24 protein-coding genes are annotated in these 26045 nt (G+C 34.7%); 10 read left to right on the top strand and 14 right to left on the bottom strand.

Annotation, left to right across the window (positions count from 1 at the left end; translation table 11 throughout):
• Positions 1-13: 13 nt before the first annotated feature.
• The 4 genes from E5Z56_RS05210 to E5Z56_RS05195 all read right to left on the bottom strand — a co-directional run bounded on the left by E5Z56_RS05210 (position 14) and on the right by E5Z56_RS05195 (position 7660).
• Positions 14-832: an SWIM zinc finger family protein gene (locus tag E5Z56_RS05210; RefSeq protein WP_138156879.1), complete on the bottom strand. Its 819-nt coding sequence runs from the start codon at positions 830-832 to the stop codon at positions 14-16.
• A gap of 175 nt (positions 833-1007) precedes the next feature.
• Complete coding sequence (locus E5Z56_RS05205) at positions 1008-1616, bottom strand: DUF4230 domain-containing protein (protein WP_138156877.1); 609 nt, start codon at positions 1614-1616, stop codon at positions 1008-1010.
• 409 nt (positions 1617-2025) lie between these two features.
• Positions 2026-4602, bottom strand: a complete 2577-nt coding sequence (locus E5Z56_RS05200; RefSeq protein WP_138156875.1) for a translation factor GTPase family protein — start codon at positions 4600-4602, stop codon at positions 2026-2028.
• A gap of 121 nt (positions 4603-4723) precedes the next feature.
• Complete coding sequence (locus tag E5Z56_RS05195) at positions 4724-7660, bottom strand: hypothetical protein (RefSeq protein WP_138156873.1); 2937 nt, start codon at positions 7658-7660, stop codon at positions 4724-4726.
• Between the two features lie 175 nt (positions 7661-7835).
• Here E5Z56_RS05195 and E5Z56_RS05190 point away from each other — a divergent pair, with 175 nt between their 5' ends.
• The 10 genes from E5Z56_RS05190 to E5Z56_RS05150 all read left to right on the top strand — a co-directional run bounded on the left by E5Z56_RS05190 (position 7836) and on the right by E5Z56_RS05150 (position 14098).
• On the top strand, positions 7836-8180 hold the full coding sequence (locus E5Z56_RS05190; protein ID WP_138156871.1) for a hypothetical protein: 345 nt from the start codon (positions 7836-7838) through the stop codon (positions 8178-8180).
• Positions 8164-9093 carry a sensor histidine kinase gene (locus E5Z56_RS05185; protein WP_138156869.1) on the top strand — a complete coding sequence of 310 codons (930 nt, stop codon included), beginning with the start codon at positions 8164-8166 and terminating at the stop codon, positions 9091-9093. The genes E5Z56_RS05190 and E5Z56_RS05185 overlap by 17 nt, the downstream gene beginning before the upstream one ends.
• Positions 9071-9874: a response regulator gene (locus tag E5Z56_RS05180; RefSeq protein WP_232842494.1), complete on the top strand. Its 804-nt coding sequence runs from the start codon at positions 9071-9073 to the stop codon at positions 9872-9874. Before E5Z56_RS05185 ends, E5Z56_RS05180 begins: the two co-directional genes overlap by 23 nt.
• A 154-nt stretch (positions 9875-10028) precedes the next feature.
• Positions 10029-10535, top strand: a complete 507-nt coding sequence (locus E5Z56_RS05175; RefSeq protein ID WP_138156865.1) for a hypothetical protein — start codon at positions 10029-10031, stop codon at positions 10533-10535.
• A 13-nt stretch (positions 10536-10548) separates the two neighbouring features.
• Positions 10549-10971 (top strand): dockerin type I repeat-containing protein, encoded by a 423-nt coding sequence (locus E5Z56_RS05170; protein WP_138156863.1) that lies wholly within the window; start codon positions 10549-10551, stop codon positions 10969-10971.
• A gap of 18 nt (positions 10972-10989) precedes the next feature.
• A complete protein-coding gene (locus tag E5Z56_RS11665) occupies positions 10990-11142 on the top strand; it encodes a hypothetical protein (protein WP_175405383.1) in 153 nt (50 codons plus the stop codon).
• Between the two features lie 42 nt (positions 11143-11184).
• A complete protein-coding gene (locus E5Z56_RS05165; RefSeq protein ID WP_138156861.1) occupies positions 11185-11898 on the top strand; it encodes a hypothetical protein in 714 nt (237 codons plus the stop codon).
• Positions 11888-12154, top strand: coding sequence for a PqqD family protein (locus E5Z56_RS05160; RefSeq protein WP_138156859.1), 267 nt, complete (start codon positions 11888-11890; stop codon positions 12152-12154). The genes E5Z56_RS05165 and E5Z56_RS05160 overlap by 11 nt, the downstream gene beginning before the upstream one ends.
• Positions 12147-12578, top strand: coding sequence for a S24/S26 family peptidase (locus E5Z56_RS05155; protein ID WP_138156858.1), 432 nt, complete (start codon positions 12147-12149; stop codon positions 12576-12578). Before E5Z56_RS05160 ends, E5Z56_RS05155 begins: the two co-directional genes overlap by 8 nt.
• A 164-nt stretch (positions 12579-12742) precedes the next feature.
• Positions 12743-14098 carry a sodium-dependent transporter gene (locus tag E5Z56_RS05150; RefSeq protein WP_138156856.1) on the top strand — a complete coding sequence of 452 codons (1356 nt, stop codon included), beginning with the start codon at positions 12743-12745 and terminating at the stop codon, positions 14096-14098.
• Positions 14099-14209: 111 nt separating this feature from the next.
• Here the strand turns inward: E5Z56_RS05150 and E5Z56_RS05145 are convergent, their stop codons facing one another.
• From E5Z56_RS05145 to E5Z56_RS05100, 10 genes are all read right to left on the bottom strand, one after another.
• Positions 14210-15535 (bottom strand): MATE family efflux transporter, encoded by a 1326-nt coding sequence (locus E5Z56_RS05145; RefSeq protein ID WP_138156854.1) that lies wholly within the window; start codon positions 15533-15535, stop codon positions 14210-14212.
• A gap of 368 nt (positions 15536-15903) precedes the next feature.
• Positions 15904-17241, bottom strand: coding sequence for a dicarboxylate/amino acid:cation symporter (locus tag E5Z56_RS05140; RefSeq protein WP_138156853.1), 1338 nt, complete (start codon positions 17239-17241; stop codon positions 15904-15906).
• A gap of 150 nt (positions 17242-17391) precedes the next feature.
• Entirely contained in the window at positions 17392-18144 is a 753-nt protein-coding gene (locus tag E5Z56_RS05135) for a DeoR/GlpR family DNA-binding transcription regulator (RefSeq protein ID WP_138156851.1), read from the bottom strand.
• Between the two features lie 217 nt (positions 18145-18361).
• Entirely contained in the window at positions 18362-19354 is a 993-nt protein-coding gene (gene ydjG, locus E5Z56_RS05130) for an NADH-dependent methylglyoxal reductase (protein ID WP_138156849.1), read from the bottom strand.
• A 68-nt stretch (positions 19355-19422) separates the two neighbouring features.
• A complete protein-coding gene (locus tag E5Z56_RS05125) occupies positions 19423-20388 on the bottom strand; it encodes a carbohydrate kinase family protein (RefSeq protein WP_138156847.1) in 966 nt (321 codons plus the stop codon).
• The gene (locus E5Z56_RS05120; RefSeq protein ID WP_022504925.1) at positions 20388-21227 is read right to left on the bottom strand and encodes a class II fructose-bisphosphate aldolase; all 840 of its coding nucleotides are present in this window, start codon (positions 21225-21227) and stop codon (positions 20388-20390) included. The genes E5Z56_RS05125 and E5Z56_RS05120 overlap by 1 nt, the downstream gene beginning before the upstream one ends.
• 30 nt (positions 21228-21257) lie before the next feature.
• Entirely contained in the window at positions 21258-22313 is a 1056-nt protein-coding gene (locus tag E5Z56_RS05115; RefSeq protein WP_022504926.1) for an NAD(P)-dependent alcohol dehydrogenase, read from the bottom strand.
• A gap of 123 nt (positions 22314-22436) precedes the next feature.
• Positions 22437-23849, bottom strand: coding sequence for an MFS transporter (locus E5Z56_RS05110; protein WP_138156845.1), 1413 nt, complete (start codon positions 23847-23849; stop codon positions 22437-22439).
• A 51-nt stretch (positions 23850-23900) separates the two neighbouring features.
• Positions 23901-24605: a beta/alpha barrel domain-containing protein gene (locus E5Z56_RS05105; protein ID WP_022504928.1), complete on the bottom strand. Its 705-nt coding sequence runs from the start codon at positions 24603-24605 to the stop codon at positions 23901-23903.
• Positions 24606-24654: 49 nt separating this feature from the next.
• A complete protein-coding gene (locus tag E5Z56_RS05100) occupies positions 24655-25752 on the bottom strand; it encodes a zinc-binding dehydrogenase (protein ID WP_022504929.1) in 1098 nt (365 codons plus the stop codon).
• Positions 25753-26045 lie beyond the last annotated feature (293 nt).

Below are 26045 nucleotides of genomic sequence, written 5' to 3'. Positions count from 1 at the left end.
ATTAATAAAGCTATTAATTAAAAGTAATACTACCTTTTTTGTTGTAACTTCTTGTGACCTTAAAAAGTTCATAGGAAGTTACTGCTGAGAAATAGTCCCTATATTCTTCCTTATAATTTTCTTCAATATTTTTTAAAATATTTTTCAACTGCATAATTACTGCAACAATATGCTTACAAGCATAGTTACAGTAGCAATCACAAATAAAGTTACTTACTTCACCGTTTTTATATGTAAATTCAATTTCGTAAATATTTGTACCATCAACAATAGCCTTGCCTGTATCACCGTCAACTGAAAGATAAATTACTCTACCGTCAAGGTAATAATCAATGCCTTTTTCCTTAACATTATAAGGTACTTTCAGTTCTGAAATATCCTTTTCCAGCAAAAAGCCTTCTTCATCTTCATTTGAAACAACAATTTCTTCTTCATCAACAACAGGTGGCTTAAGCCAAGTTATAACCTTTTCATATGGGATAACCGATTTATCGAAAGAAATAAAATAGTCACCGGCAAAGAAAAACCTACCTTTTACTGTAGTATCTGCTAAGACAACAACCTTTTTATAGTCAGATAGCTTTATCTTGAAGTTATAATTCACTTCTTCAACAAAGCCTCTTTCACCCTCTAACTTACCATCAACAAAAACAATGTCACCTTTATGTAAATCGAATTTATCATTGTAATAAGAAAGAACTCTGTTATTCTTCTCAAAACGAATACTAACAAGGGATTTTCTAGCTTTAACTTCAGGCTTTTCTACTGCTATAGTTTCTGTATTTTCATTAATTTCTTTATCATCACAATAAAAACCTATTTTGTTTGTCATAAAAATTCTCCTTTACAAGTTAGTTTTTTCTTTTCTACAATAACATAATACCACATTCACTGTCCCAAAAATGGGACAGTTCTTTTGTAAATTTAAAATTTTATATTACATTTCATCATACTTATTATAAAAAATGCTCTGACAAAATCAGAGCATTTATGTTTCTTATTAATTACTAACTTTCAGCCTTAACACATTTTAGTTTATAACCGTTTACACAACCTTGAAGAATACCTTTAATAAGTGTTTCGGACTGTTGGTCAGCCATTTCTAGGATACCAGATTTTGTACTTTCTTTTTTAGCATCCTTTTCGGCAAAAGTCTGTGCTTTGTTTGCACTTTCTTTTTCGTCAGACTTAAACAAAGAGAATGACTCGTCATAATATCTAATTGAATTAGGGTCAATCTTTACTTCAAGGATTTTAGCTTTAGGAATTGTAATAGTAATTTCCTTTTTGCTTTCATTAACATTAGTTTTTACTTCTTTCATATCAATACCTGCTCTTACTGTTGCGTTATATACCATAGTAAAAGCTCCCTTATTGATAAATGTTACACCGTTATCATCATAATCTATTAAGCCTGTATATTTCAACTTAGCAGATGTTAACTCACTTGACTGTTCAAGTTTGCCACTTATATATGATGCTGAAATTGTAGGTTCTTTTTCTTTACCACAACTACCTAACTGAAAAGATAAAAATAGCAATGCTAGAATTACAATACCTCCGGCAACATATGAAATAATCTTTTTGAATGAAATTTTCTTTTTCTTTTCTGCCATCTCACATAACCCCTTAAAATTTTAATATGTTATTATTGCTCTAATTAATAGAACTAAAAATATACCTAAAATAATACCACCGGTAATCAATAATGCTTTTTTCATTCTACCACCCCACCAAACAATAATTTACTTTGTAATATATTTTACTACAATATGCAAAATAAATCAACATATATTTCTTAATTTTTATTTATTTTGGCATATTCTCTATAAATACTGTAGAAACTTCTTTACTGCTTGGGACAAGGTTTTCTTATTTTTTAATGCAATGGCTATATTACGGGTAGCTGATACATCAAGGTGTTTACAAGTGATTTTATAGGGAATTCTGTTTAGAATTAGGCTAGTCGGTTTTATAGAAAATTAAGTAAAAAAAGCTAACCATAACGGTTAGCTTTTTTCAGTATTAAAAAGTTTTTGAAATTATTTCTCTTATATTGTTTTCAGCCTCTTTTACTTCTTGATAAAATTCTTGTGATGACACTCTAAGGCAACCGTTACCCATAATAATAAGTTGCTCTAATCCATCAGAAGTAACAACTTTTACCCTATTATTCTTGGCTAATTTTTTAGTTACTTTTTCAATATAGGAGTCGGCAGTTTCTGCCTCTTTGGTATAGACAATGTTAATATTATTCAGCTTATCAACTTCACCTACACCACCCTTAACCTTGTAGGCATCAAAAACTACTATTACTTCACATTTTTTGTACCCTTGATAGTTACAGAGAATATTCAGCAATTTTTCTCTTGCACCATCAATGGTGGTTTTTGCAAGTTCCTTTAAATCATTCCATGCAAAGATTACATTATATCCATCAACTAACAAGTATTCTTTACCGTCATAGTTAGGAGCTTTTGATGGTTTATACTTAGGGTCTTTCTTTGTAAAGTCAAAATGTCTTTTCTCTACATTTGTTTTCTTCTTTTTAATAGGTCCGTAAGTTTGCTCAAAAATTTGCATTAACTCATTATCAAGTGCAAACAAATCTTCTTTACCTTTATAGTTAGTAAATGACCTTTTCTTTTCAGCAATAGTTTCTGTCACTTTAGGCTGAGATAATACACTTGTTAGGTGCATTTGGGACTTAACCTTATCCCACTTAACATTATAACCGGCACCCTTAGAACAAAATACTGAGTCACAAGTGTTGTCAACATCACTGTCACAATCATAACCGATACTTTCAATAACTTCTTCACTGTTGTGGCAAGGTTCATAACCCTTTAAGTTACACACCAACTTGCCTTTACCATGGGTATATTGGATAACATCCTTAGTATAATCGTGCATTGTAGATACAGGTGCAGTACCTGTAATTATTGAAAAATCACCGTCAAGTTCAGGTGGGTTAAATGAACCACTCATATACTGAATATCAGCCATAGCCTTGCCTACATTTTCTGTTGGCACTTCTAATGTAAATTCATAAACCGGTTCTAGCAAAATACTTTTTGCTTCCCTAAGACCTTGTCTAACTGCTCTATATGTGGCTTGTCTAAAGTCACCACCCTCAGTATGTTTTGGGTGAGCTTTACCGGAAACTAAAGTGATTTTCATATCTGTTATAGGTGAACCTGTAAGCACACCTATATGAGTTTTCTCATACAAATGGGTAAGGATAAGCCTTTGCCAGTTTTTATCAAGCAAATCTTCTTTACAATCTGTTGCAAAGGTTAAGCCACTGTCCCTTTTAGTTGGCTCTAAAAGTAAATGTACTTCTGCATAATGGCGTAATGGTTCAAAGTGACCTACACCCTCAACTGTATTTTCTATTGTTTCTTTATAGATAATATTTCCTTGACCAAATGTTACATCAAAGCCAAATCTATCTGAAATAATAGACTGTAACACTTCAAGCTGAATATCACCCATTAACTTTACTTGAATTTCTCCCAGTCTACTATTCCATTCTACTTTTAGCTGAGGGTCTTCATTTTCAAGTATTTTCATTTTTTGCAATGCAGTATGGGCATCAACTTCACTCGGCAAATTGATTTTGTATGTAAGTACCGGCTCTAATACCGGCAGACTTGAATTATTTTCAACACCTAAACCGTCACCGGAAGAAGTAAAGGTAATACCGGTTATTGCACAAATTGTACCGGCAGTAGCCTCTTGAATAGCAGTAAACTTTTCACCGGAATAAATCCTAATCTGCTGTACCTTTTCTTGCTCTTTATTCTTAGGACTTTGCAAGATTTCTTTTACCTTTAATGTGCCACCTGTTACCTTTAGATAAGTTAGCCTTTGACCTTTATCCTCAGCAATTTTATACACTTTACCGGCAAATTCATCACCATAACTATTCATCTCAGAATAATTATAAATACAATCAAGGAATTCTTCAGTACCCTTTAATTTAAGTGCTGCTCCAAACATACAAGGGAAAATCTTTCTATCCTTAATTGCTTTTACTATATCGGGTTTCTGTAAAACACCCTCTTCATATTTAACCAATAAATCTTCATCACATAGGGCAATATTTTCATAAAATTCATCAGTATCTACAGTATCAAAGTCAACACAATTATCACTTAGCTTTGACTTTAACTTAGCCATTGCTATACCTTTATTAGCACCATCAAGGTCCATTTTGTTAACAAAAATAAAGCAAGGCACATTATATTTTGCAAGAAGTTTCCACAATGTTTTGGTATGACTTTGCACACCCTCAGTACCACTTACTACAAGAATTGCATAGTCAAGAACTTGTAAAGTTCTTTCCGTTTCAGCAGAAAAATCCACATGACCGGGAGTATCAATTAAGGTGAACTGTGTATCCTTATAATTCAGTACTGCTTGTTTAGAAAAGATTGTAATACCTCTTGCTCTTTCAAGAGAAAATGTATCCAAAAAAGAATCTCTGTTGTCAACTCTACCGATTTTGCTTATGTTGCCGGATTGATATAACAAAGTCTCAGAAAGTGTTGTTTTTCCTGAGTCAACATGAGCTAAAATTCCCACAACAATTTTCTTCATTTTCTCACTTCCTTAATACATCTTTTAATATTTTATCATACCCACATTTGTTATTCAATAACCTTTACAAAAGAAAGAAAACTAACCGGGGAGGGTTAGCTTTCTTTCATTTGAGTGGTTTTTATTTATCTATATTTTGGTAGTTATCTTGGATAAAGTCTTTTACTTTGCTATAGCTTGTGCTACAACCTTTGTATGTTGAAGTACCACTATAGTCATTGTAATAAGTTCTAAGGAGACCATTTGCATCAGTATAACGAATGTATGAACGAGCAACAACCGGTTGCTTAATTGCATTAGCAATTAGTTCAGGACTTAAGTTGTCATATGTTACTACAAGTGAGTAAATTCTATACTTACTTGCATTGAAATGATCTAAAGTGATTGCACTTGCTGAGTTAGTCTTTTTACTTGTACAGTCAACATTCTTAATGTACTTATAAGTAGTTGTAGTATCAACACCGTTTACATTCTTACCGTTATACTGTAATTCGTAATCACTGCTACCCTTAGCATATGTATTTGCAGTAGATGTTTTAGCAAGTACATAACCGTAACTTGGCTTTGTTTTGCTATCCAGTGAATTTATTTGATTTAACAAATCTTCACTTAATGAAGTTACAAATCTTAAGCCTTGTGTTGCATAAGCAGGTGTAGAGCCTGTACCATCCGGATAGTTAGGGTCTTTTTCGGCACTTCTTAGCTGAACACCAAACAAGTCAAAACCAATATATGAAGATGAACCTGTTTGCTTTGTATCTGAACTATCCTTTGCAACTGTACCTCTGTCAATCCAATGGGCATAAACGTCTGTATCAATATCAAACTTTGTTTTATCCCATACTATTGGCTTAGAGTCATCATCATTATCTTTGTTTAAGTACCAACCCTTAAACACTTTATATGTCTGTTGTCCATTCTTTGTTGTTTTTGGAATATCATAAAAATAACTGATAGTGTTATCACTGTTTAGGTTTCTGTCACCCTCAACATATGATGGGCTATAGATACGGTCACTTATTACATCAGCTGAAGTATCTGATGCAGTAGAAACTGTATCTTCATCATTTATGTGGAAACGAACATTATAGCTATTGTACTTAAATCTTGCAAATTCTGTTTTACCAATGTTAGTAACTTGAGTTTTATGATTTTCGCTAAGTGTAATCAACTTATCATTTTCGTCATACCAACCTAAGAACACATAACCGGATTTAGCAGTAGCAGTAACATTGAAGTCTCTGTTCATATAAGAATAATATTCAAAGCTACCGTCTGTGTTTTCAGAATAATCATACACTTCATCGGTTTTTTCAATAGAAACTGTACCACCTACATTTGAGTCAGTATATGTACCGTCACTATTTTCAATTTGAGGAACAATCTTAACATGAGGTTGCCATCTTGCTAGGAATGTTATACCGTCAACTGCTTTCATAGTAGTTACTTCATGACCCTTAGTATCTTTAATAGTAAAGCATAGGCCATCTGTACTACCACCTGAATATGTATATGTAATAGTTGTATCTCTGTCAAAGATTACAGGATTACCGTTAGCGTCCTTATAATCAAGAAGTTCCCAACCATAAAATCTACCGTTTGTATCTTCAGGATTCCACCACTGACAAGTTTCTGAAACATATTTACCTGATGTAACACTATTAAATCTTACAACATTATTACTGTCTTCTGATACTTCTACACCTTCTCTTGTACCTCTTGTGGTAGCATCATACTTTTTACCACCATTTTCAAGGAAAGTTACTGTATAGATTTCAGAATAATATAGGTCAACAATTACTCTACCGGAAACACCACTAACTGTGTATTCATAGGTATCATAATCTTGGTTTAGTTCATCATTATGCTTTGTTACCTTTGTCCAACGGCTATCATCTTTATCTATATAATGGCTTTCACCGTTATAAGTAACATATGCACCAAGGAAATTATTTTGGATATAATTACCGTCTTTGTCTTTCTTATAAGTACCACTAGAGTCCTTTGCAAAGTCAGGAATAGCAGTTACCTTAACTGTGGACTCATCATCTACCATTGTATCAACAGACTGTTCTGCCCTAAAATCGGTCTTTGTTGTAGTTCCGTCAAAAGTATATTCTACACTACCACTACCACCGGTATTTGACTGAGTCTTTGCAGGGTGGTAAAGTTCAAACTCAATACCGTCTAGGAAGTTACCACAAGTTAGGTTACCGTTTGATGTGGCATATGCTACAAAGCCAAAAATAGACTCATTTGATTCTTCCGGTACATTATATATGTTATACTGACTTTCTCCTTCAGGTAAATCAGTTTCATCACCATAGTGATGCCATTCTTTGTTATCACTTTTCATAATCCAAACATCCCATCGTTCGGAATATATATAACTTTGTTCAAAGCTGAAATTATTGTCTGTTGAATTTTCAAAGTCACCGTTATTATCAAAAGGTTTTGAATACACAGTAAGCTTAGTTGGAATATCGTTTGTTTTTATTTCGGCATTACTGTTTCTTGGTTCAGCAATGTTATTCTTAGCCCAATCAACAATTTTCATAAATTGGTCTTTGCTATTAGCAGAAGTTTTCTTAGGATTATACTTTTGCTTTGGACCGATAACAAGTGCCATTGTATCATCGCCGGTACGACCACGATGATAAAGATTCCATTTATATTGACTGCCACCACTGGTTTTAACATACTGATAAAGAGTACCTGTTTGTTCAGCATTTAGTTCAGCTGCTTGACTACCTTCAGGAGGTGTAACCTTGACACCTTTTATCATAGCAGTATTTTCCTTAAACATCTCAATTTTATTATCTGTAGCCGTTGTTGACCAATAAGGAACTTCACTTTGAGGTTTCTGTGCACCCCATCCTACCGTTATTACAGGTTTTTCAAAACCACCATTTTCAATTTTTGAGCCATATGTATCATTTGAAGTAGCATAGCTCTCTAGACTACTTTCCTCAGCTGAAATTGTTGGTATAATACTTACTGCAGTTGTGCTTAGCATTACACCACAAAGTGCTAAAGATAAAACTTTTTTCAACTTCATAAATATTCCACTCCAATTTACAGAATAATTTTAACAGAGAGATTTTAACATACTTAGTACAACAAAACACCAACAAATCCTATTGTTTTAATCAAGAAGTTGTTTTTTTTAAAAAAATATTGTATAATACTATAGTTAGATTTAATAAAATTTTATTATAGAAAGAATATAATTTATGAACAATATTGCAAATAAAATAAATTCCATTTTTTTAAGAAAATATAAAGATGAAAATATAAATCGTTTTGATAATATTTTAGCATCCGGTAATTTACAATCCTTAAAGTACTATACCAAAGGTGGTGCATTGCTTCTTATTTATATAATGATAGTGAGAAGTATGTTACTAAACTATACCTTAATAAATATAGTACCTTTCCTTATTGGCATATGTATACTTTTAGCTGTTGATTTCTGTACCAAAAGAGCATTAAAAAACGGCAAAAATCTTCTTACATACTCCAAAATACTAACTACCACATTTTCAGTTACATTTGTAGGACTTGCTATTTTTTTATGATACTATTGTTCAGAGGAACGATATTAGTGTACTGTTATGTGCTGCACTACTGATTACCGGTGCAATCTTTGACAGTTACCCTACAGACACCTTACTGTTTCTTATACTTACTTTTACAGTTGCACTTGTTGGTGAGGCTTATCTTGCTCCTACTGAAATTTTTTGGCGTGACCTTTTCAACTGTTCTATTATGTTTTTAGCAAGTTTTTATATTAGTGTTACTAAGTTAAACAAAAAGATTTACATACTGATTAAGGAAGAAAAAGAACAAGAGAAAATGGTGAAAGAGGCTAAAACACAAGTTATCTTAAATCAGCTAAAGCCTCATTTCCTATACAATACACTTTCTACAATTAGAATTCTTTACAGAAAAGATCCTGAAAAAGCTGATGAGGCTATGGATAATTTTTCTAATTACTTAAGAAGTAATATAGATACCGGTCTTAGCAAAAACTATATTATATTTTTTGAAGAAATTAAGAATGTAAAATACTATCTTGACCTAGAAAAATTAAGGTTCGGCAAAAAACTGAATATTGAATATGACATAAAAGAAATGAACTTCTACCTACCTGTACTGACACTTCAACCAATTGTAGAAAATGCAGTAAAGCATGGTGTTGGCAACAAGAAAGGTGGAGGTACAATTAAGATTTCTACCTTTAGTGATGGTGACAATGTAGTGCTTGAAGTAAAAGACAATGGTGTTGGGTTTGAATATAACAAATCGGAATTAGAAAATGATGACAAAAAATCCCACATTGGTATTTCCAGTGTTACTGAAAGAATCGAGATAATGGTTGGTGGTACTGTTAACATTAAAAGTGAAGTTAATGTTGGCACTACTGTAACAATCACAATTCCTAAAAAGATAGACGAGGCGAAAATTGATGAATATATTGGCATTAGATGATGAAGAATTAATGCTATGGGCATTGACAGACAGCTTAGAAAAAGTTTTTGATGAAAACGACATTATAAAAGGTTTTGAAGAATCGGAAGATGCTATAGGATTTGTAAAGTCTCTAGGAAACAAACCCCTTGACTATGCATTTCTTGACATTAGGTTAAGGGGTGGCAACGGCATTGATGTGGCAAAAGAAATTAAAAAATTAAAACCTAAAACAAAGATACTTTTCTGTACTGCTTATTCAGACAGAGCTATTGATGCTTTCGGTGTAAATGCAGTTGGGTATCTGTTAAAACCTATTACACCGGAAAAAATCAGAAATTCCCTGGAACAACTTAGCCTTATGTTTTCTAATATTGGGGATATTCCTACTGAGAAAAAGGTGGAAATCAAAACCTTTGGCAACTTTGATGTTTTTGTTGATAAAAAGCCTATTCATTGGAAAAGGTTAAAGGCTAAGGAGCTTCTTGCACAATTAGTTGATAAGAAAGGTGCTTCCGTTACTAATGTTGAGATTGCAATAACTTTGTGGGAAGATGACAATAAAGTAAAAAGTGTACCAACAATTATTTCTTCACTTAGACATACACTTAAAGACTATGGTGTTGAAGATATATTAATAAGAAGCAGAAATCATACTGCTATTGATACAACCAAGGTACTTTGTGATGTGTATGAATTCTATGAGGGCAAGGCTGCTGCACTTAACCTTTATCAAGGTGAATATATGGCTAATTATAGTTGGGCAGAATTTACAAATGCTTATTTACAATCACAAGTTTAAAAATGTTCATAAAAAAGAATAAAAACAAGAAAAATTATCGTTTTTATCAAAAAACCTAGTTATTTGTTGTTGTTTTGTTATTCTTTATATGTTAATATATAGTTCCGTAGTAGGTTTACTATTAGATTTATATATTATTATAAGGATAGACTCTATGAAAAACACAAGAAAAACTAGGTTTTTTATTGTTGTATTATGTTTTTCACTTTTGATATTTATTTTTAGTGGTTGTTCTAAAAAGGACAATGCTATCGTTTCATCAGGTAAAAATGACACAACCGTCATTACTACCACAACAAATAATACGAAAGAAAGTAAAAACAAAGATACTACAGAAAATTCCCGGAAGTTTTCCACAAGTAGCAATTCTGATGAGGAAAACTCAAGTGTAAGTAGTAACACAAATAACAGTAATAAAGATACCCTGAGTAACTCTACTTCCAAATCCAATAACAGTAGTTCTGTTAACAAGAACAACTCAAGCAGTAGCAAGTCAAGTAGTTCAAAAAGTTCTAAAAGCTCTAAAAAATCAAACAAAAAGAGCAAAACAGAAACTACAACAACTAACAAAAACAACACAAACAAAAAGCCTACTAAACCAACTACACCACAAAGTGATAGTGAAGTAGAAAGAGAAGTTGACTTCTTTACATTAGAATAATTGGAGAATAGATATGAAAAAAATAATTAGTTTAGTTATTTTGCTGTCAATGGCTATTACTTCAATCGGCGTTGTATCGGCATATTCCGGTAATAATGATGCTAAAGTTACAAGCAACTACCGAATTGGTGATGTAAACAAAGATGGCAAAATCAATGTAAAAGATGCAGTTTACATTCAACACAAAATTGTAAACAATGAAGATTTCTCAGCTGAAGAACTTACTTTAGCTGATGTAAATAAAGATGGTAAAGTAACAGTTGCTGATGCAACAATGATACAGAAGTATTCAGTTAAGATGATTTCATCTTTCCCAAGTAAAGGACAAGATGAAACTACAACAAAACCATCAACAATAATACTACCTACTACTACAACGAAACCAACTTTAACTACTGATCCTGATGGATATTTTGATATAGTTGTAAAACCATAAGAAAGGACTTTTTAAATAATGAAAGAAGTTTATAGCAAGATTGAAATTGAGATTGAAGAAATTAATAACGATGATGTAATCACAACATCAACACCATCACCGGATGACCCAATTGCAGAAGACTCTGCAAGAGATAATGCTTATGTAAGCTGGTTTGATGATTTAATATAATAATTTCTTGGGGACTGTTAAGTCCCCTTTTTTGGTGGAAAAATGCCTATATATAAAATTGCAAATATTAATATAAAAATTAACCCTAAAAGCCAGTATTTATCTGCCTTACTAAGGGATTACGAAACTAATGAAAATAACTTTGACTTTACAGTTACTGTTACCGAAAATGACATTATAAATGAAAAGAAAATTGCTCCTAACTTTCCTGATTTTCTGTATGAGTCCTCAGCTACTTTAAGAAATATCAGTAAAGAAATTTTCAACAATTATAATGGAGTATTGTTTCACAGTGTAGCAATAGAATATAGTGGTAAAGCCTATATTTTTACTGCAAAGTCCGGTACAGGAAAAACTACTCACATTATGCTATGGAAAAAATGTTTAGGTGATAACGTAAAAATAATTAACGGTGATAAGCCTTTTATAAGATTTATAGAGGATAAGCCTATTGTGTTTGGATGTCCATGGCAAGGTAAAGAAAATTTAGGTGAAAACACTTCTTGTGAACTTGGTGGAATTTTCTTTTTGCAAAGAGCAAAGGAAAATTCAGTTGAACCTTTACCGAAAGAAAAGTCCCTTTTCCCACTACTTAATGCCTGTGATTTTCCAAAAAATTCTATGGGTAAAATCAAAGCAATGGACTTTATAGAAAAACTAACCAAGAACACACCTATATTTTTGTTAAAATGCAATATGAATGATGATGCTTGTTATACTGCACTTAGTGCTATAGGAGAAGAAAATGAAAATTAAGAACGGTTTTATTTTAAGAAAATTTGCAGACAAAATTGTTGCAGTTGCCACAGATGAAATGGCTGATTACGACAATACATTTATAAAAATGAACTCTACCGGTGAATTTGTGTGGAATGTTATGCAAAATGATGTTACCTATGATTTCATCATTAAAAGCCTACTTGATAAGTACGATATTGACGAAGAAACTGCAAAAAATGACCTTGATGAATTTTTAGCAACTATAAAAAAGGCTGGACTGCTTGATGAATAAACCTGAAGATATTATTGCAAAATATGGGTTTTATTCAGCACCGGTACATGGCACAAGTATGTACCCACTACTAATTGACCACAAAGACTCAGTATATATTACCTTTCCAACTAAGCTAAAGAAATATGATGTTGTTCTCTTTAGGAGAAACACAAACCAGCTTGTACTTCACAGAATTCTCAAAATTAAAGGCAGTAAAGTTACTATGTGTGGTGACAATGAATTTCAAAAAGAGGTTATTGACAAAAGCCAAATTATCGGCAAAATGAGTGAATTCTCTCACAATAACAAAATCACAAAAGTAACTTCCCTAAAGTTTAACCTGTATAGCAGATTTTTCTGCTTATCATTTCCCACAAAAAAATTCCTATTCTCTATAATAAGAATACACAACCGGTTTAAAAGAAAATTTAACCCAAAATAAGGCAACTGCAAGTAAAAGTAAAATACTTACAGTTGCTTTTTCACAATAGAAACAGTTTTACACTGTTAATTATTTACAAACTCCACATAATATGAAATATTCATTGTAAAGCACTAGGAATTGTGGTATCATATAGTGGATAATTTGAAATGAGGTGCCACATTATGGACAAAAAAAGAGGAAGTTTTTCCGGTGGTCTAGGATTTGTCTTTGCGGCAGCCGGTAGTGCAGTTGGTTTAGGTAACCTATGGCGTTTCCCATACCTTGCTGCTCAATACGGTGGTGGTATCTTTCTACTGGTTTATTTAATCTTAGCAGTAACATTTGGTTTTGCTCTATTAACTGCTGAAATTGCTATTGGTAGAAAGACAAAGCTAAGTCCTGTACTTGCCTACAAAAAACTAAACAAAAAGTTTTCTTTCTTAGGGTACATTGCAACCCTTGTACCAATCATCATTATTCCTTACTATTGTGTTATTGGTGGTTGGGTTACAAAATATGTAACAGTTTATGCTCAGGGTCTTGTTGCTCCGGCAGCAAAAGATGGTTACTTTAGTGACTTTATCGGTCACCCTGTAGCTCCACTAGTATTCTTCTTAATCTTTATGCTAATCAGCATTGTTGTTATTATGCTTGGTGTAAAGAAAGGTATTGAAAAGTTAAGTAAATTCTTGATGCCACTACTTGTTGTACTTACTATTGGTATTGCAATTTACGCACTGACACTTCCAAATGCAATGGTGGGTGTTAAGTACTACTTAATCCCTGACTTTAGCAAATTCTCTATTTTGACGGTAGCCGGTGCTATGAGTCAGCTATTCTACTCAATGAGTATTGCAATGGGTATTATGGTTACTTACGGTTCATATACAAGAGATGATGTTAACCTAACTAAGTCAGTAAACCGTATTGAATTTTTCGATACACTTGTTGCTTTATTAGCAGGTTTAATGATTATTCCTGCAGTTTACATCTTTAGTGGTGAAGAAGGTCTTTCTTCTCAGGGTGCAGGTCTAATGTTTATGACATTGCCTAAGGTATTCCAGCAAATGCCCGGTGGTGACATTATAGCTTTACTATTCTTTGTACTTGTATTCTTCGCAGCAATTACAAGTTCCATCTCTGTTATGGAAGCTATTGTTTCTTCACTAATGGACAAGTTCCATCTAAAGAGAATTCCTTGTTGCTTAATCGTTATCGGTATTTGCCTACTACTTGGTATTCCATCATCACTTGGTAACGGTTTATGGGCTAATATTAAGATTCTTGGAATGGACTTCTTAACATTCTTCGACTACATTAGTAACAGTATTCTAATGCCTATCGTTGCATTCTGTACTTGTATTCTTGTTGGTTGGGTTATTAAGCCAAAGGCTCTTACAGATGAAATCACTAAGAATGGTGAAAAGTTCGGCAGAAAGAAACTTTTCAATGTTATGATTAAGTACATTGCTCCAATCTGCTTACTATTTATCTTTGTTACAGGTATTCTAAGTCAGCTTGGAATTATCACAATCTAACATAAACAAATTAAGGACTCAACAAAAAGTTGAGTCCTTTCTATTTATATATGTATATGCAAAAACTGCTATGGAGATTTAATTCCATAGCAGTTTATTTTATGTGTAGTTTTAGATTACTCTGTGCTTTTTCCACTTACCTGACAAGTATCTTGCTAAGTAAGCAACACCTCTTGCGTACCAGTCAATGAACATTCCTAGCCATACACCTAGGACACCCCAACCAAGTACCATAACCATTACATAGCTACAAATAATTCTGAATACCCACATTGAAATCATACTAACACCAAGTGAGTAGTTTACATCACCGGCTGCTCGTAATGAGTTTGGAAGTGCAAAGCTTAGTGGCCATACAGGTAATGAAGCAATACTGAAGCATCTCAAAACGAATACTGCAGTTTCTGTTGCTGATGGTGAAAGTGAGAATAGACTTACTATATACGGAGCAGTTACAAGTAACAACAACTTACATACCCAGTCACTAAGGTAAGTTAGTTTCATTAACTTTTTGGTGTAAACCTTAGCATCCTCAGCACTACCTGCACCTAAGCATTGACCAATGATAGTTACCATTGAGAGGCCTATTGCTGTACCCGGAATGTTAGGGAAGTCAATAACCTGAAAGGCAATTGAATTGGCAGCGATTGCATCTGTACCAAGGGTAGCAACCATACTTACAACAACAATTTTACCGATTTGGAACATACCGTTTTCGATACCACTAGGAATACCGATTTTAAGAATTCTAACAACAAATGCTTTCTTAGGAATATATTTCTTAAGATTATGTACTGCCATAGGGTTTTTCTTAGATAGTGCAAAAATTGTCATTACAACACCGGCAACAACTCTGCTAATCAAAGTAGCAAGTGCAACACCGGCAACACCAATACCGGCACCAAAAACAAATACTGCATTTAGCACAATGTTAATTGCATTCATCAGTAAGCTGATGTTCATACTGATTTTGCTGTTACCCACACTTCTGAAAATAGCAGCACCGGCATTATACATACCAAGGAATGGATATGAAAGAGCAGTGATGAAAAGATATGTTGTAGCACAGTCCATAACATCTTTTTCGATAGAACCAAAAATCAATGACAAAATCGGACTTGTAAACACACAGAAAATAAGTGCAGCTGCAACTGAGAAAATCATCATAATAGTTTCAAGCTGAGCACAGGTGTGTCTTGCTCTAACTCTATCATCACAACCAAAATACTGACTGGCAATAACAACACCACCGGTAGCAAAAGCAGCCATTATCTGAATGATTAATCTATTTATATTATCAACCAAAGCTACGCCGGATACTGCTACCTGACCAACTATTGATACCATAAATGTATCAACCATACCAACACTAACTGCCAAAAGTTGTTCAAAAATTAGTGGGACTATCAATCTGCAAATGAACTTGTTACTAAACATTAACTACCCTTCTTCAAAATTACTAATAAATACATCAACTTTTCTACATTATAAATAGAAAAGAAGAAGAAAATTTCTGCCACAAAATTTCTTTAAAATACCACCTCAAATTTATTTCGTAAATATAATATTCCTATTGAGAAAAATTGTCAATGTTTAAATCAATCAAATTTAAAGTTAAATTTTTAGGATTTTTATTACATTTTCTTGCTTTTTATTTTGATTTTCCACAAAATCTCCTTTTGTATAATATATACATATAACAAGGTTAGTATTTGTGCATTATAACGAACAAATTAAGACAAAAGAAAAACACCTACCGGTTTCCCGATAGGTGAGTTTCCTTTCTAAAGGGGGTTATAGAAAGACTATTTTTTGTCATATACTTCTTTATTTAAGCGTTTTTCTTTAGCATTAACAATAACATTTGTAGCTGCGTCACCAACAACATTTAGTGTAATAACAGCCATACCAGGTAGGTAGTTCATTGCCAAAACCAGAGAATAACCAATCAAGCAAAGTTCTGTGTTGAAACCTAAGCCCATCATAACAACATAAACCATTGTTGTACCTGCAACAGGAACAGCCGGTGTACCGATAGCAGTACAAATTGATAGGAATGCAGTTAGTGCTAAAGTAGCAGGAGTAATATTAATACCTGCTGCAGTACCGATAAATGTAATAGCAATCATATGCATAGCAGTTGTACCATTCATATTGATTGTCATACCTGTTGGTAGAACAAAACTGCTGATTTCTTTTGAACAACCAAGTTCTTCTGTACATGTCTTTGTGTTAAGTGGAAGTGTAGCTGCTGATGAGTTTGTTGCTGCTGCAAACATACCAATCTTAGCAGTTTTCTTTAGGAATGTAATTGGGTTTAGGCCTGTTGTGATAAATACACCGATAGGATAAATTGTAACAACAAGTAGTAAGCTAACAATGATAGTTGTTGCAATCCAAACAAGTGTTGGTGAGATATATTCTGTACCGTAAACTGCAAATGCTCTAGCGATCATACAGAAAATAGCAATTGGAGCAACCTTGTTAATAATGAAGTTAAGTGCCATCTGTACAATGTCATTTAGAACTTCAATAACTCTCTTAAGTGGCTGAGCCTTTTCGCCAAGTGCTGTCATACATAGACCAAGCACAATAGCAACAACAACTACTGAAAGAATTGTACTATTGCTTGAAAGTGAACTAACAATGTTAGAAGGAACTGCATTAACAACTGTAACAAGTGGGTTATAACCATCCATTGTTACAAGTTCCTGAGCTTCCTTAGCCGGTAGGTTAACATCGAACCAACCCATTGACTTAACAAAGTAAGCTGCTGCACCTGCAAGAGCTGCTGCTACAACATAGAAACATATGTAGCAGATAAATGTTTTACCTGCGATTTTACCAAGTTTCTTTGGATCAGCTAAGCTACATAGTGCCAAGCTAAGTGAACATAAAACCAGAGGAACAATCATCATCTGCAAACCGTGCATAAACAACTGTCCTATAATATAGAAAATACCAATACCTTCAATACTTTTTGTTGCTGTAATATCTTGGAAGAATATTGCATCTACAACATCCCACACATCAGCGTTAATTTGTCCTTTAATAAATAGACAAAGAATACCAACTGCAAAACCGGCAACAACAGCAATCAACATCTTCTTAATGATAGACATCTTTTGCTTCTGAGCTTTCATACCCATCTCTCGTTTATCATCTTAAAATTTTTAATCCGTTATATTAATTAAAAAGCACAAAAACCTTTGCCCCCTTAATCAGTGCTTTTCAATAATATCCAAAAATAAAAACGGCCACCTGTTAAACAAGTGGCTTGCAATACAAAGTTCTTAGTAAATCAACTTTATATCATTTTCATTACAATAATCAACCCATTTATCATCAGGTTTTTCATCCGTAATCAGATAATCAAGCTTATCAATACTTAAAAAGTTCACGAAAGCTGTTTGGTCAAATTTTGTATGATCTGCAAGTAACACCACTGTGTTAGCTCTTTTTGCCATTTCAGATTTTAGGAAAGCTTCACCCTCTGTAGAGTCCATTAAACCACCCTCAAAGCTAAGTCCCTTACAACTCAAAAAGGCAACATCAACATTATATTTTGAGATACTGTCAATAGCCAAGTTACCCTGGAATGAAAGAGTATCTTCGTCATATCTACCACCGGTAGAAATAACTCTCATTTCAGAACCATCAAGTTCTTGGAATATCTGTGCTGAAAAAGTAATTGTAGTAATATTATTCTTATTCTTCAAAAGCTTCATAGCTTCCATAACTGTTGTACTGTTATCAGCCATTAGTGTACGCATTTTAGGCATAGCCCTTACAGCCATTGAAGCAATCTTTCTTTTTTCTTCTATATTAATAGATTTTCTCTTGAAAAAGTGAATGTGGTCCTTGTGGTTAACTGTGTTAAGAACTGCACCACCAAAGGTTCTTGTAACCACACCTTCATTTTTTAACTTTTCAAGATCTCGGCGAATTGTTTCTTCCGTTACATCATATAGTTCGCTTAACTCTGTAACAAATACCTCGCCTTCTGTTTCAACTTTATGTCTAATTTTATCAATTCTCTTTTCCATAATTAGGTCTCCCCCTCGTTGTTATAATTATACCAAATATAAATTATAAAGTAAAGAGATTTTTGTGTTTTTTATATAATAAATTGTAAGAAAATTGAGAAAATTCATAAATATTGAATATTCATAGGAAAATTATTGCCACCCACTCCGAATGGGAACTTAGAATAGGTGGCAATGTATAAAAGATGATTCGGAAAATCACAAAATGAGCAATTAATTATTTATCAATTTCTTCAACCATATCACGCATCATAGCTACATCTGCTGGTTCCAGTTCTAGTTCAGTTGATTTAACATTTTTCTTAATCTGGTCAACTGTTGTTGAACCACTTAGTAGGTTAATGAATTCGCCCTGAGCAAGAATCCAAGCAAGTGCTAGGTTTGCAATTGTACAGTTGTACTTTTCGCATAGTGGCTTCCACTGATCCATAACATCCATAGCCTTCTGCATATTGTCTGGCTGGAACCACTTCTTAGGAATCTGAGCACCAACCGGCTTGTAATCTCTTGGCATTGTACCTGAAAGTAGACCCATTTCTAGTGGTGAGTAAGCCTGAATTGTAACACCATTTTCACGACAGCAAGGGATGATTTCATCTTCAATGCCACGGTCTAGAATTGAATACTTAGCCTGAACAATGTCTAGTTCGCCATGCTTTAGATATTCCTGAATTTGCTTAATATCAACATTAGCAGCACCAATAGCCTTAATTTTACCCTGAGCTTTAAGGTCGTTTAGTACTTCCATTGTCTTCTGGATAGGAACATAATATTCACTACCTTCGATTGACTGCCAGTGAGTCATATATACATCAACATAATCAGTACCCATTCTCTTTAGAGATTCTTCAATTTCTCTCTTGATTGAGTCACTGTTTAGGTTTTTATATAGTTGAATACCGTTAACCTTATTGAAAAGGTCACCCTTCATTTCTTGATCCCAAGTAACACCACACTTAGTGATGATCTTAACATCTTCTCTGTTCATTTTCTGAAGAGCCATACCAAGAATTTTTTCACTGTTACCAAAGTTGTAACCAGGAGCTGTATCAATTAGGTTAACACCTAGCTTTGGTGCTTCAACAATTGTATCAACAACTGTCTGTAAATCGTGGTCGCCACCCCAAGCTGAGCCACCACCAATGGACCATGTACCAAGACCCATTCTTGAAACTTCCATACCTGTTTTACCAAGTTTCATAGTCTTCATTTTAATCACCTTTTTCTAAAACTATTTATTTTAATGTAGCCTTTAGTTGCCTAAAGGCTACGGCTATTTTAAAGAATATAATCTCTGTGGTACTTTGCTAACATTTCTTCAACCATTTCCTTGTTTTGAACACCGGATGTTGCCCCTGTGTGTTGAACTGAAATAGCAGCAGTACAGTTAGCATATACGCCACATTCACGAATGTTTTTACCTTGAAGAATTGCTGAAATAAAGCCTGATGCAAAGTTGTCACCTGCACCGATTGTATCAATAGCTGTAACGCCTTTACAAGCCGGAACAATCATAGCACCGTCAGCGTTACGAATATAACAACCTCTCTTGCCTATCTTCATAACAACATTCTTAACACCACAGTTATAAAGAACATCTGCAACCTTAGCTTCATCTGTTTCACCTGTCATCAGACAAGCTTCATCAAAGTTAGGGAAGAAATAATCTACATAACTAAGTGCTTCTTTAATATCATCAAGGGTTTCGCCCAGTCTTGGCTTAATCATATCAGCAGTGATAGTCATACCCTCTGCTTTAGCAACCTTGAAGATTTCAACAAGTGCTTTACCATCTAGTAAAGGACAGTTAAAAATACTTGCAAGAGAAAGAATCTTGGCTTGTTTCATTTTTTCAAAATCAACATGCTCAATATTTTCTTTCCATAGACTACCGTTTCTGTTAGTAACGAAAGTTCTTTCGCCATCTTCAGTAACAAGTCCAATGTTCATTGATGTATCAATGTTAGGGTCAATCTTGATACCTTCAACATCAATGTTGTCTTTTTTACAAGAACGAAGAATGAACTGACCGGCAGCATCATCGCCAATACAAGCGATGATACCTGTCTTAAAGCCAAGTCTGCTAATAATAGTAGCTTCGTTCATTGCATCCCCACCAACAGTCATTGCAATTTTATCAACAGGGTAGGATTCAATATCAAACATATCTCTTGATACAGGTCTTAGAGGAATATCAACTACTGCTGCACCAAGACATATTACATCTAACTTCTTTTCACTCATTATTCATCAGCTCTTCCGTCGTCACCGAACAACTTAATCTTGTACATAGCTCTTTCTTTGATAGCTTTTCTTACTTCTCTCTGCATAGCTAGGAATGGTTCATCCTTGTGAGCATTAACTGCTTCCATAGCTGCCTGACAAAGTTCTGTATGAATGTTGATCTTAGCAATACCTAGGGAGATAGCCTTCTTAATATCTTCATCACCGATACCAGATGCACCGTGTAGAACTAGTGGAACATCAACTTCCTTAGCAACTGCTTCAAGTACATCGAAAGCTAGCTTTGGTTCTGATGAATATACACCGTGAACATTACCAATAGCAACAGCTAGTGAGTCACAACCAGTTCTTTCAACAAATTCCTTAGCCTTTGTTGGGTCTGTGTACTGGTATTCTGAAAGAGCTTCTTCATAAACTGTTTCGTTACCAACATGACCAAGTTCAGCTTCAACAGGAATGTTGTATGCGTGGAAATAATCAACACATCTCTTGATTTCTGCAACATTTTCTTCATATGGAAGAGCAGATGCGTCACGCATTACTGAATTCATACAGTGGTTAACAGCATTCTGTAGGATTGTCATATTACGACCGTGATCCCAATGTTCAATAACAGGAACAGTAGCTTTCTTAGCCATTGAATCCATCATATAACAGAAATCTTCAAATGAAGTATTGCCTGTGAAACCTGTACCGAATGAAATAATGATTGGAGCTCTTAGTTCTTCTGCTGCGTCAATAACACCCATTAGCATTTCAGCATTCCAAACATTAAAGTGAGGAATAGCGTAATGTCCTTCTGTTGCTTTTCTTTCCCAATATCTGATATCTGATAACATAATTAATTCTCCTTATTTTATTTTGTAATTTTACTCAGCTACTTTAACTACGCCCTTAACCATATCTGCCTTCTTAACAGGGTCAATAGCATCTTCAAATGCCTGTTGTACATCTTTATAATCGTAAATATGAGTAACCATATCCTTAACATTGAACTTACCACTTGCAATAGCTTCGATTGTCTGTGGGAAGTTGTTGCAATAACGGAAAGAAGTCTGAATTGTAACTTCTCTGTTAATCTTTAGGAAGTCAATTGGTACTGGCTTTGACTGAGTACCAACCATCATAATCTTACCACCACGAGCAACAATCTGAACTGCCTGTTGAGCTGTAAATACAGAACCGGCTGCTTCAAATACTAGGTCAACACCATGGTCACCATATAATTCTTCTGATCTTAATAGAGCAACAGTATCTTCTTCTTTACCGTTGATAACTCTTGAAGCACCTAACTTCTTAGCAAGTTCAAGACGCTTATTAAGAACATCAACAACTGTAATATCTGTTGCACCTAGACTCTTACATGCCTGTAGTACCATCAAACCGATTGTACCACCACCAAGAATAACAATACTCTTACCAAGCATTGCACCACCAAGAATTGCTGCATGCATACCAACTGCTGCAGGTTCTACTAAAGCACCTTCTAGTGTTGACATACCTTCAGGAATATGATATGTCCATTCTTCTGGCTGAGTCATATACTGTGTTAATGCACCCTTGTAGTTAGGCTGTGTTGCCATAAAATCTACACCCGGGCAAATGTTATATCTACCTTCACGGCAGTATTCACATGTGTTGTCAGGAACACCCGGTTCAATAAGAACCTTGTCACCAACTTTAAACTTTGTAACCTTTGAGCCGATCTTTACAACTTCACCGGCAACCTCATGACCTAGACCAATCTTTGTGTTAGGATCTTTAGGTGGGATAAATGGACCAAACTCAAAACCATGGATGTCAGAACCACACATTCCGACATATTCAACTTTCATTAATATTTCATTATCTTTTGGCTCCGGAACAGGACATTCCTGGATTTCAAACTTCTTAGGAGTTACCAAAATTGCTTCAGAATTTTTCATAATTATTACTCCTTTTCTTTACCGGAGCCTAGTTGCCTAGGCTCCGAACTCATAAAGATTTACTCAACTTGAGCTTTTGCTCAAGACCTGCTTTTTAATATTTTCTCTCTTAATAAATTTTAATTAGTCAACATTACCGATTTCTTCAACAGATTCGCCTCTTGTTTCAACACCTAGGAAGATGATAGAAACTGCGATTACTGCTGCGATAACTGCGATAACGATAAATACATTACCAGGTGTGTTGAATGATGCTGTACCGTCAGCATTACTTACTGTACCTGCGATTGTTGGGATAAGTGATAGGAAGATAACATTACTTACACGACCCATTGCATTACAGAAACCTGAACCTGATAGCTTAGCTGATGTTGGCCACATTTCTGGAACATAAACTGCTGATGCGTAGCAAACATACATATAAATAACTGTGTTTAGGATGAATGTCATAACGATGATACCTGTAACACCTAGAGATGGAGCTAAAGTACCTGTAGCAATACCTAAACCGGCCATTAATACTAGTAAAGCAACACCGGTAACCTTACGAGGTAGCTTATCCATAATTAGAGAAGCGATGAAGATACCGAATGGAGCACCGAATAGACCAAACATTGTCATAAACTGTGAGTCTTTTGTATCATAGCCCCAGCTTGATAGTAGAGTAGGCATCCAGTTCATTAGTGTGTACTGGATTGTGTTCATACCGATAAGTACAAGTGAACCAACGATTGTTCTCTTAAGTAGTTTGCCCTTGAATAGAGCTGTATAAGGAAGCTTCTTAACTGGCTTTTCTGATACTTCCTGTACTGGAGGAAGAGCCTTGCCTGTTGACTTTTCGATTTCCTTTTCGATCTTTGTCATAATAGCATCTGCTTCTTCTACTCTACCCTGAGATTCTAGCCATCTTGGAGATTCTGGGAATTTAACGTAGATGATGATTGATGCGATAATTGATAGGATTGATGGAATCATAAACTGGATTCTCCAGTTCATAGCCTGGCTAACACCGGCTGAAACGATTAGAAGTGCAATACCATTGCAGATTGGGTGAGCCCAGTTGCCGATGAATGATGTACGGCTTGACCATGTACCACGGTTCTTACCAGGAACATATTCTGTAAAGCCGGCAAATAGAACAACTAGAAGAGCACCAAGAGCCAGACCCTGAATTACTCTGAATACGAATAGAACGTAGATGTTAGGTGAACATGCACCACCGATCATAGCTATGATGTGAATTGCTTCGTAAAGAAGAATACTTTTCTTTCTACCGATCTTGTCACCGATTGGACCACCAATAAGTGCACCGAATAACTGACCAATAGTGTAAGAAGTACCCCACATAGCAAGTAGTCCTGCACTACCTTCAAACCAGCCTAATTCGTTCAAAATATTTTGAACTGCGCCACCGATACCGTTTGACCAGCATACTAGAAGTGCGAATGCTGTAACTAGCCACATTTTGATATGCCATTTAGATTGAGGTAAACGGTCTAACCTCGCACCAATGTTTGCATTTGTTTTTTTACCCATTATTTTCTCCTTTTTATTTTTTAAAAGTTTCCGTAACTTTTAATTCCTCATTTAGATTGCGTCCCTTTCGACACCCTGAAGTTCTGTTTCAACTTCATTTTCCATAATTTCCCAAGCCTTTGAGAAATCTTCATCCTTGTTCCAAAGAGCAGGAGGTCCAAGAATAACCATATCAGCACCTGCTTTATAAAGTGGAGCATATAGTTCCTTGTTCATTGAACCGTCTGCTTCAATTAAGAAGTTTAGATTTCTTTCTTTTCTAATCTTTGCCAACTTCTTAATCTTAACAAACATCTGAGGATCAACTTTCTGTCCTGAAATGCCGGGATCAACAATCATTATCGTTACCTTATCAAGTAATGGAAGATAAAACTCGATTGCTTCCAGTGGAACTGATGGACTTAAAGCAACACCGGCTTTACATCCTAACTCTTTAATCTTGTTGATTGTTACGAAAGCATCACCTTCGATACAATCTGTGTGAGGTGTAATGTAAGTAGCACCTGCTTTAGCGAATGTTTCAAGATACTGTTGAGGATGTTTAATCATTAGGTGAGCATCCATTGGCTTTAGGTTATCAATATGTTTATTAAGATAATCTAAGTAATCAGGTCCAATACCATAACTTGGAACATATACGCCATCTTTAATATCCATATGAAGAAAATCTGATTTTTCATTGATTATCTTCATTTGTTCTTCAACATGAAATAAATCACAGCATCCAACTGAAGGAGCAATCAAAAGTTTTCTCATTTTTATACCCTCTATATAAACCTTATATAAATACCTTTTTAATTAACTATTAGTCGTTGTAATCGTAATGGAAGATAACCTTAATAGCTTTCTTCTTTGCCATTGCATCGAAGCCTTCCTTCCACTGTGAAAGACCAATTCTGTGAGTGATCATTGGCTGAACCTTAATCTGACCTGACTGAAGAAGTCTGATACAGTTTCTCCAAGAAGTTGAGTCATAAGCCATATGACCGATAATGCTCTTGTTCCAAGATGTTACATCGTTGATTGAGAATTCAAGTGGCTTAAAGCCCATACCAACTCTAACGATTTCTGCGTTTGGTCTTGTCATTTCAAGAGCCTGCTTAAGAGCTACATTAGCACCTGAACATTCAATAACTAAACCTAGGTTATCTCTGCCACAGATTTCTGTACATCTAGCAACAACATCTTCCTTAGAACCGTTAACACAATGTGTAGCACCAAGTTCCATAGCAACAGGGAATCTAACTTCTACATCATCGTCAAGACCAACCATAACAATGTTTACAGCACCCATTAGCTTTGCAATCTGTACTGAGAATAGACCAAGAGGACCTGTACCGAATACTACAACATCCTGACCAGGAATTAGGTGAGACTGCTGAGCAACTGCCTTGTAAGCATTACAGATAGGATCAAGAACTGCTGCTTCTTCATACTTAACACCTTCTGGGATTTCCCAAATTGCGTGTTTGTGAATTGCTAGGATTTCACCAGGTACTTTACAGTACTTTGAGAAACCACCACCCCATGTGTTGTTGTCTAGACCAAGGTTAACCTTGTGTTCACAACATAGGAAGTCACCCTGTTCACAAGCTGGGCAAACACCACAAACATGAGCACTGTTGTCTGATACAACTCTCTGACCTACGTGCCAGTCTTTTACATTTTCGCCAACCTTTACGATTTCACCGGCAAATTCATGACCACGAACTGACTGCTGTTGACCTTCACAGTTTGTATCATCATAACCGTTGTCAACACCCCAGTGTTTCATGTCAGCACCACAAATTGCTGCTGCCTTGATCTCAAGGATAATGTCGTCTGGACCACATTCTGGTTCTGGATAGTTTTCCATCATCTTGTAGCCACCAAATGCTGTTCCGAATCTTTTTAAAGCATGCATAAATAAATCTCCTTTATGAATTAATTTTTTGCCCTTTACCGAAGGGCTTTATTTATTTGACACCTATATAATACACCCACTATTTGTTGATTTCAAACATTATTTTCTTTTTTTCGGACTTTTGTAGGCTTGTACAACAAAAGGTTCTTTCGTTTGTGCATTGTGCCAATATAAATATAATAGTTTCCACATATCTGACTATTTTTATACTATTATGACTATGTATTTTTCTGTTAATGAACTAACTGTTAATAAAGTTACCCCTATATTACCTGTATTTAGCAATTTGGATT

It is taken from the genome of Ruminococcus bovis (assembly GCF_005601135.1).
Classification (GTDB): domain Bacteria; phylum Bacillota; class Clostridia; order Oscillospirales; family Acutalibacteraceae; genus Ruminococcoides; species Ruminococcoides bovis.
Note: the sequence above shows the minus strand (reverse complement) of the source record. Positions and strands in the feature narration are given on the sequence as shown.

Excerpts from the sequence above, each read along its gene's own strand:
- E5Z56_RS05110 (WP_138156845.1), bottom strand. The coding sequence starts at position 23,849 with ATGGGTAAAAAAACAAATGCAAACATTGGTGCGAGGTTAGACCGTTTA.
- ydjG (WP_138156849.1), bottom strand. The coding sequence starts at position 19,354 with ATGAAGACTATGAAACTTGGTAAAACAGGTATGGAAGTTTCAAGAATG.
- E5Z56_RS05100 (WP_022504929.1), bottom strand. The coding sequence starts at position 25,752 with ATGCATGCTTTAAAAAGATTCGGAACAGCATTTGGTGGCTACAAGATG.
- E5Z56_RS05105 (WP_022504928.1), bottom strand. The coding sequence starts at position 24,605 with ATGAGAAAACTTTTGATTGCTCCTTCAGTTGGATGCTGTGATTTATTT.
- E5Z56_RS05145 (WP_138156854.1), bottom strand. The coding sequence starts at position 15,535 with ATGTTTAGTAACAAGTTCATTTGCAGATTGATAGTCCCACTAATTTTT.
- E5Z56_RS05165 (WP_138156861.1), top strand. The coding sequence starts at position 11,185 with ATGCCTATATATAAAATTGCAAATATTAATATAAAAATTAACCCTAAA.
- E5Z56_RS05200 (WP_138156875.1), bottom strand. The coding sequence starts at position 4,602 with ATGAAGAAAATTGTTGTGGGAATTTTAGCTCATGTTGACTCAGGAAAA.
- E5Z56_RS11665 (WP_175405383.1), top strand. The coding sequence starts at position 10,990 with ATGAAAGAAGTTTATAGCAAGATTGAAATTGAGATTGAAGAAATTAAT.
- E5Z56_RS05195 (WP_138156873.1), bottom strand. The coding sequence starts at position 7,660 with ATGAAGTTGAAAAAAGTTTTATCTTTAGCACTTTGTGGTGTAATGCTA.
- E5Z56_RS05125 (WP_138156847.1), bottom strand. The coding sequence starts at position 20,388 with ATGAGTGAAAAGAAGTTAGATGTAATATGTCTTGGTGCAGCAGTAGTT.
- E5Z56_RS05190 (WP_138156871.1), top strand. The coding sequence starts at position 7,836 with ATGAACAATATTGCAAATAAAATAAATTCCATTTTTTTAAGAAAATAT.
- E5Z56_RS05115 (WP_022504926.1), bottom strand. The coding sequence starts at position 22,313 with ATGAAAAATTCTGAAGCAATTTTGGTAACTCCTAAGAAGTTTGAAATC.
- E5Z56_RS05180 (WP_232842494.1), top strand. The coding sequence starts at position 9,071 with ATGAATATATTGGCATTAGATGATGAAGAATTAATGCTATGGGCATTG.
- E5Z56_RS05210 (WP_138156879.1), bottom strand. The coding sequence starts at position 832 with ATGACAAACAAAATAGGTTTTTATTGTGATGATAAAGAAATTAATGAA.
- E5Z56_RS05170 (WP_138156863.1), top strand. The coding sequence starts at position 10,549 with ATGAAAAAAATAATTAGTTTAGTTATTTTGCTGTCAATGGCTATTACT.
- E5Z56_RS05140 (WP_138156853.1), bottom strand. The coding sequence starts at position 17,241 with ATGAAAGCTCAGAAGCAAAAGATGTCTATCATTAAGAAGATGTTGATT.
- E5Z56_RS05155 (WP_138156858.1), top strand. The coding sequence starts at position 12,147 with ATGAATAAACCTGAAGATATTATTGCAAAATATGGGTTTTATTCAGCA.
- E5Z56_RS05175 (WP_138156865.1), top strand. The coding sequence starts at position 10,029 with ATGAAAAACACAAGAAAAACTAGGTTTTTTATTGTTGTATTATGTTTT.
- E5Z56_RS05150 (WP_138156856.1), top strand. The coding sequence starts at position 12,743 with ATGGACAAAAAAAGAGGAAGTTTTTCCGGTGGTCTAGGATTTGTCTTT.
- E5Z56_RS05160 (WP_138156859.1), top strand. The coding sequence starts at position 11,888 with ATGAAAATTAAGAACGGTTTTATTTTAAGAAAATTTGCAGACAAAATT.
- E5Z56_RS05120 (WP_022504925.1), bottom strand. The coding sequence starts at position 21,227 with ATGTTATCAGATATCAGATATTGGGAAAGAAAAGCAACAGAAGGACAT.
- E5Z56_RS05205 (WP_138156877.1), bottom strand. The coding sequence starts at position 1,616 with ATGGCAGAAAAGAAAAAGAAAATTTCATTCAAAAAGATTATTTCATAT.
- E5Z56_RS05135 (WP_138156851.1), bottom strand. The coding sequence starts at position 18,144 with ATGGAAAAGAGAATTGATAAAATTAGACATAAAGTTGAAACAGAAGGC.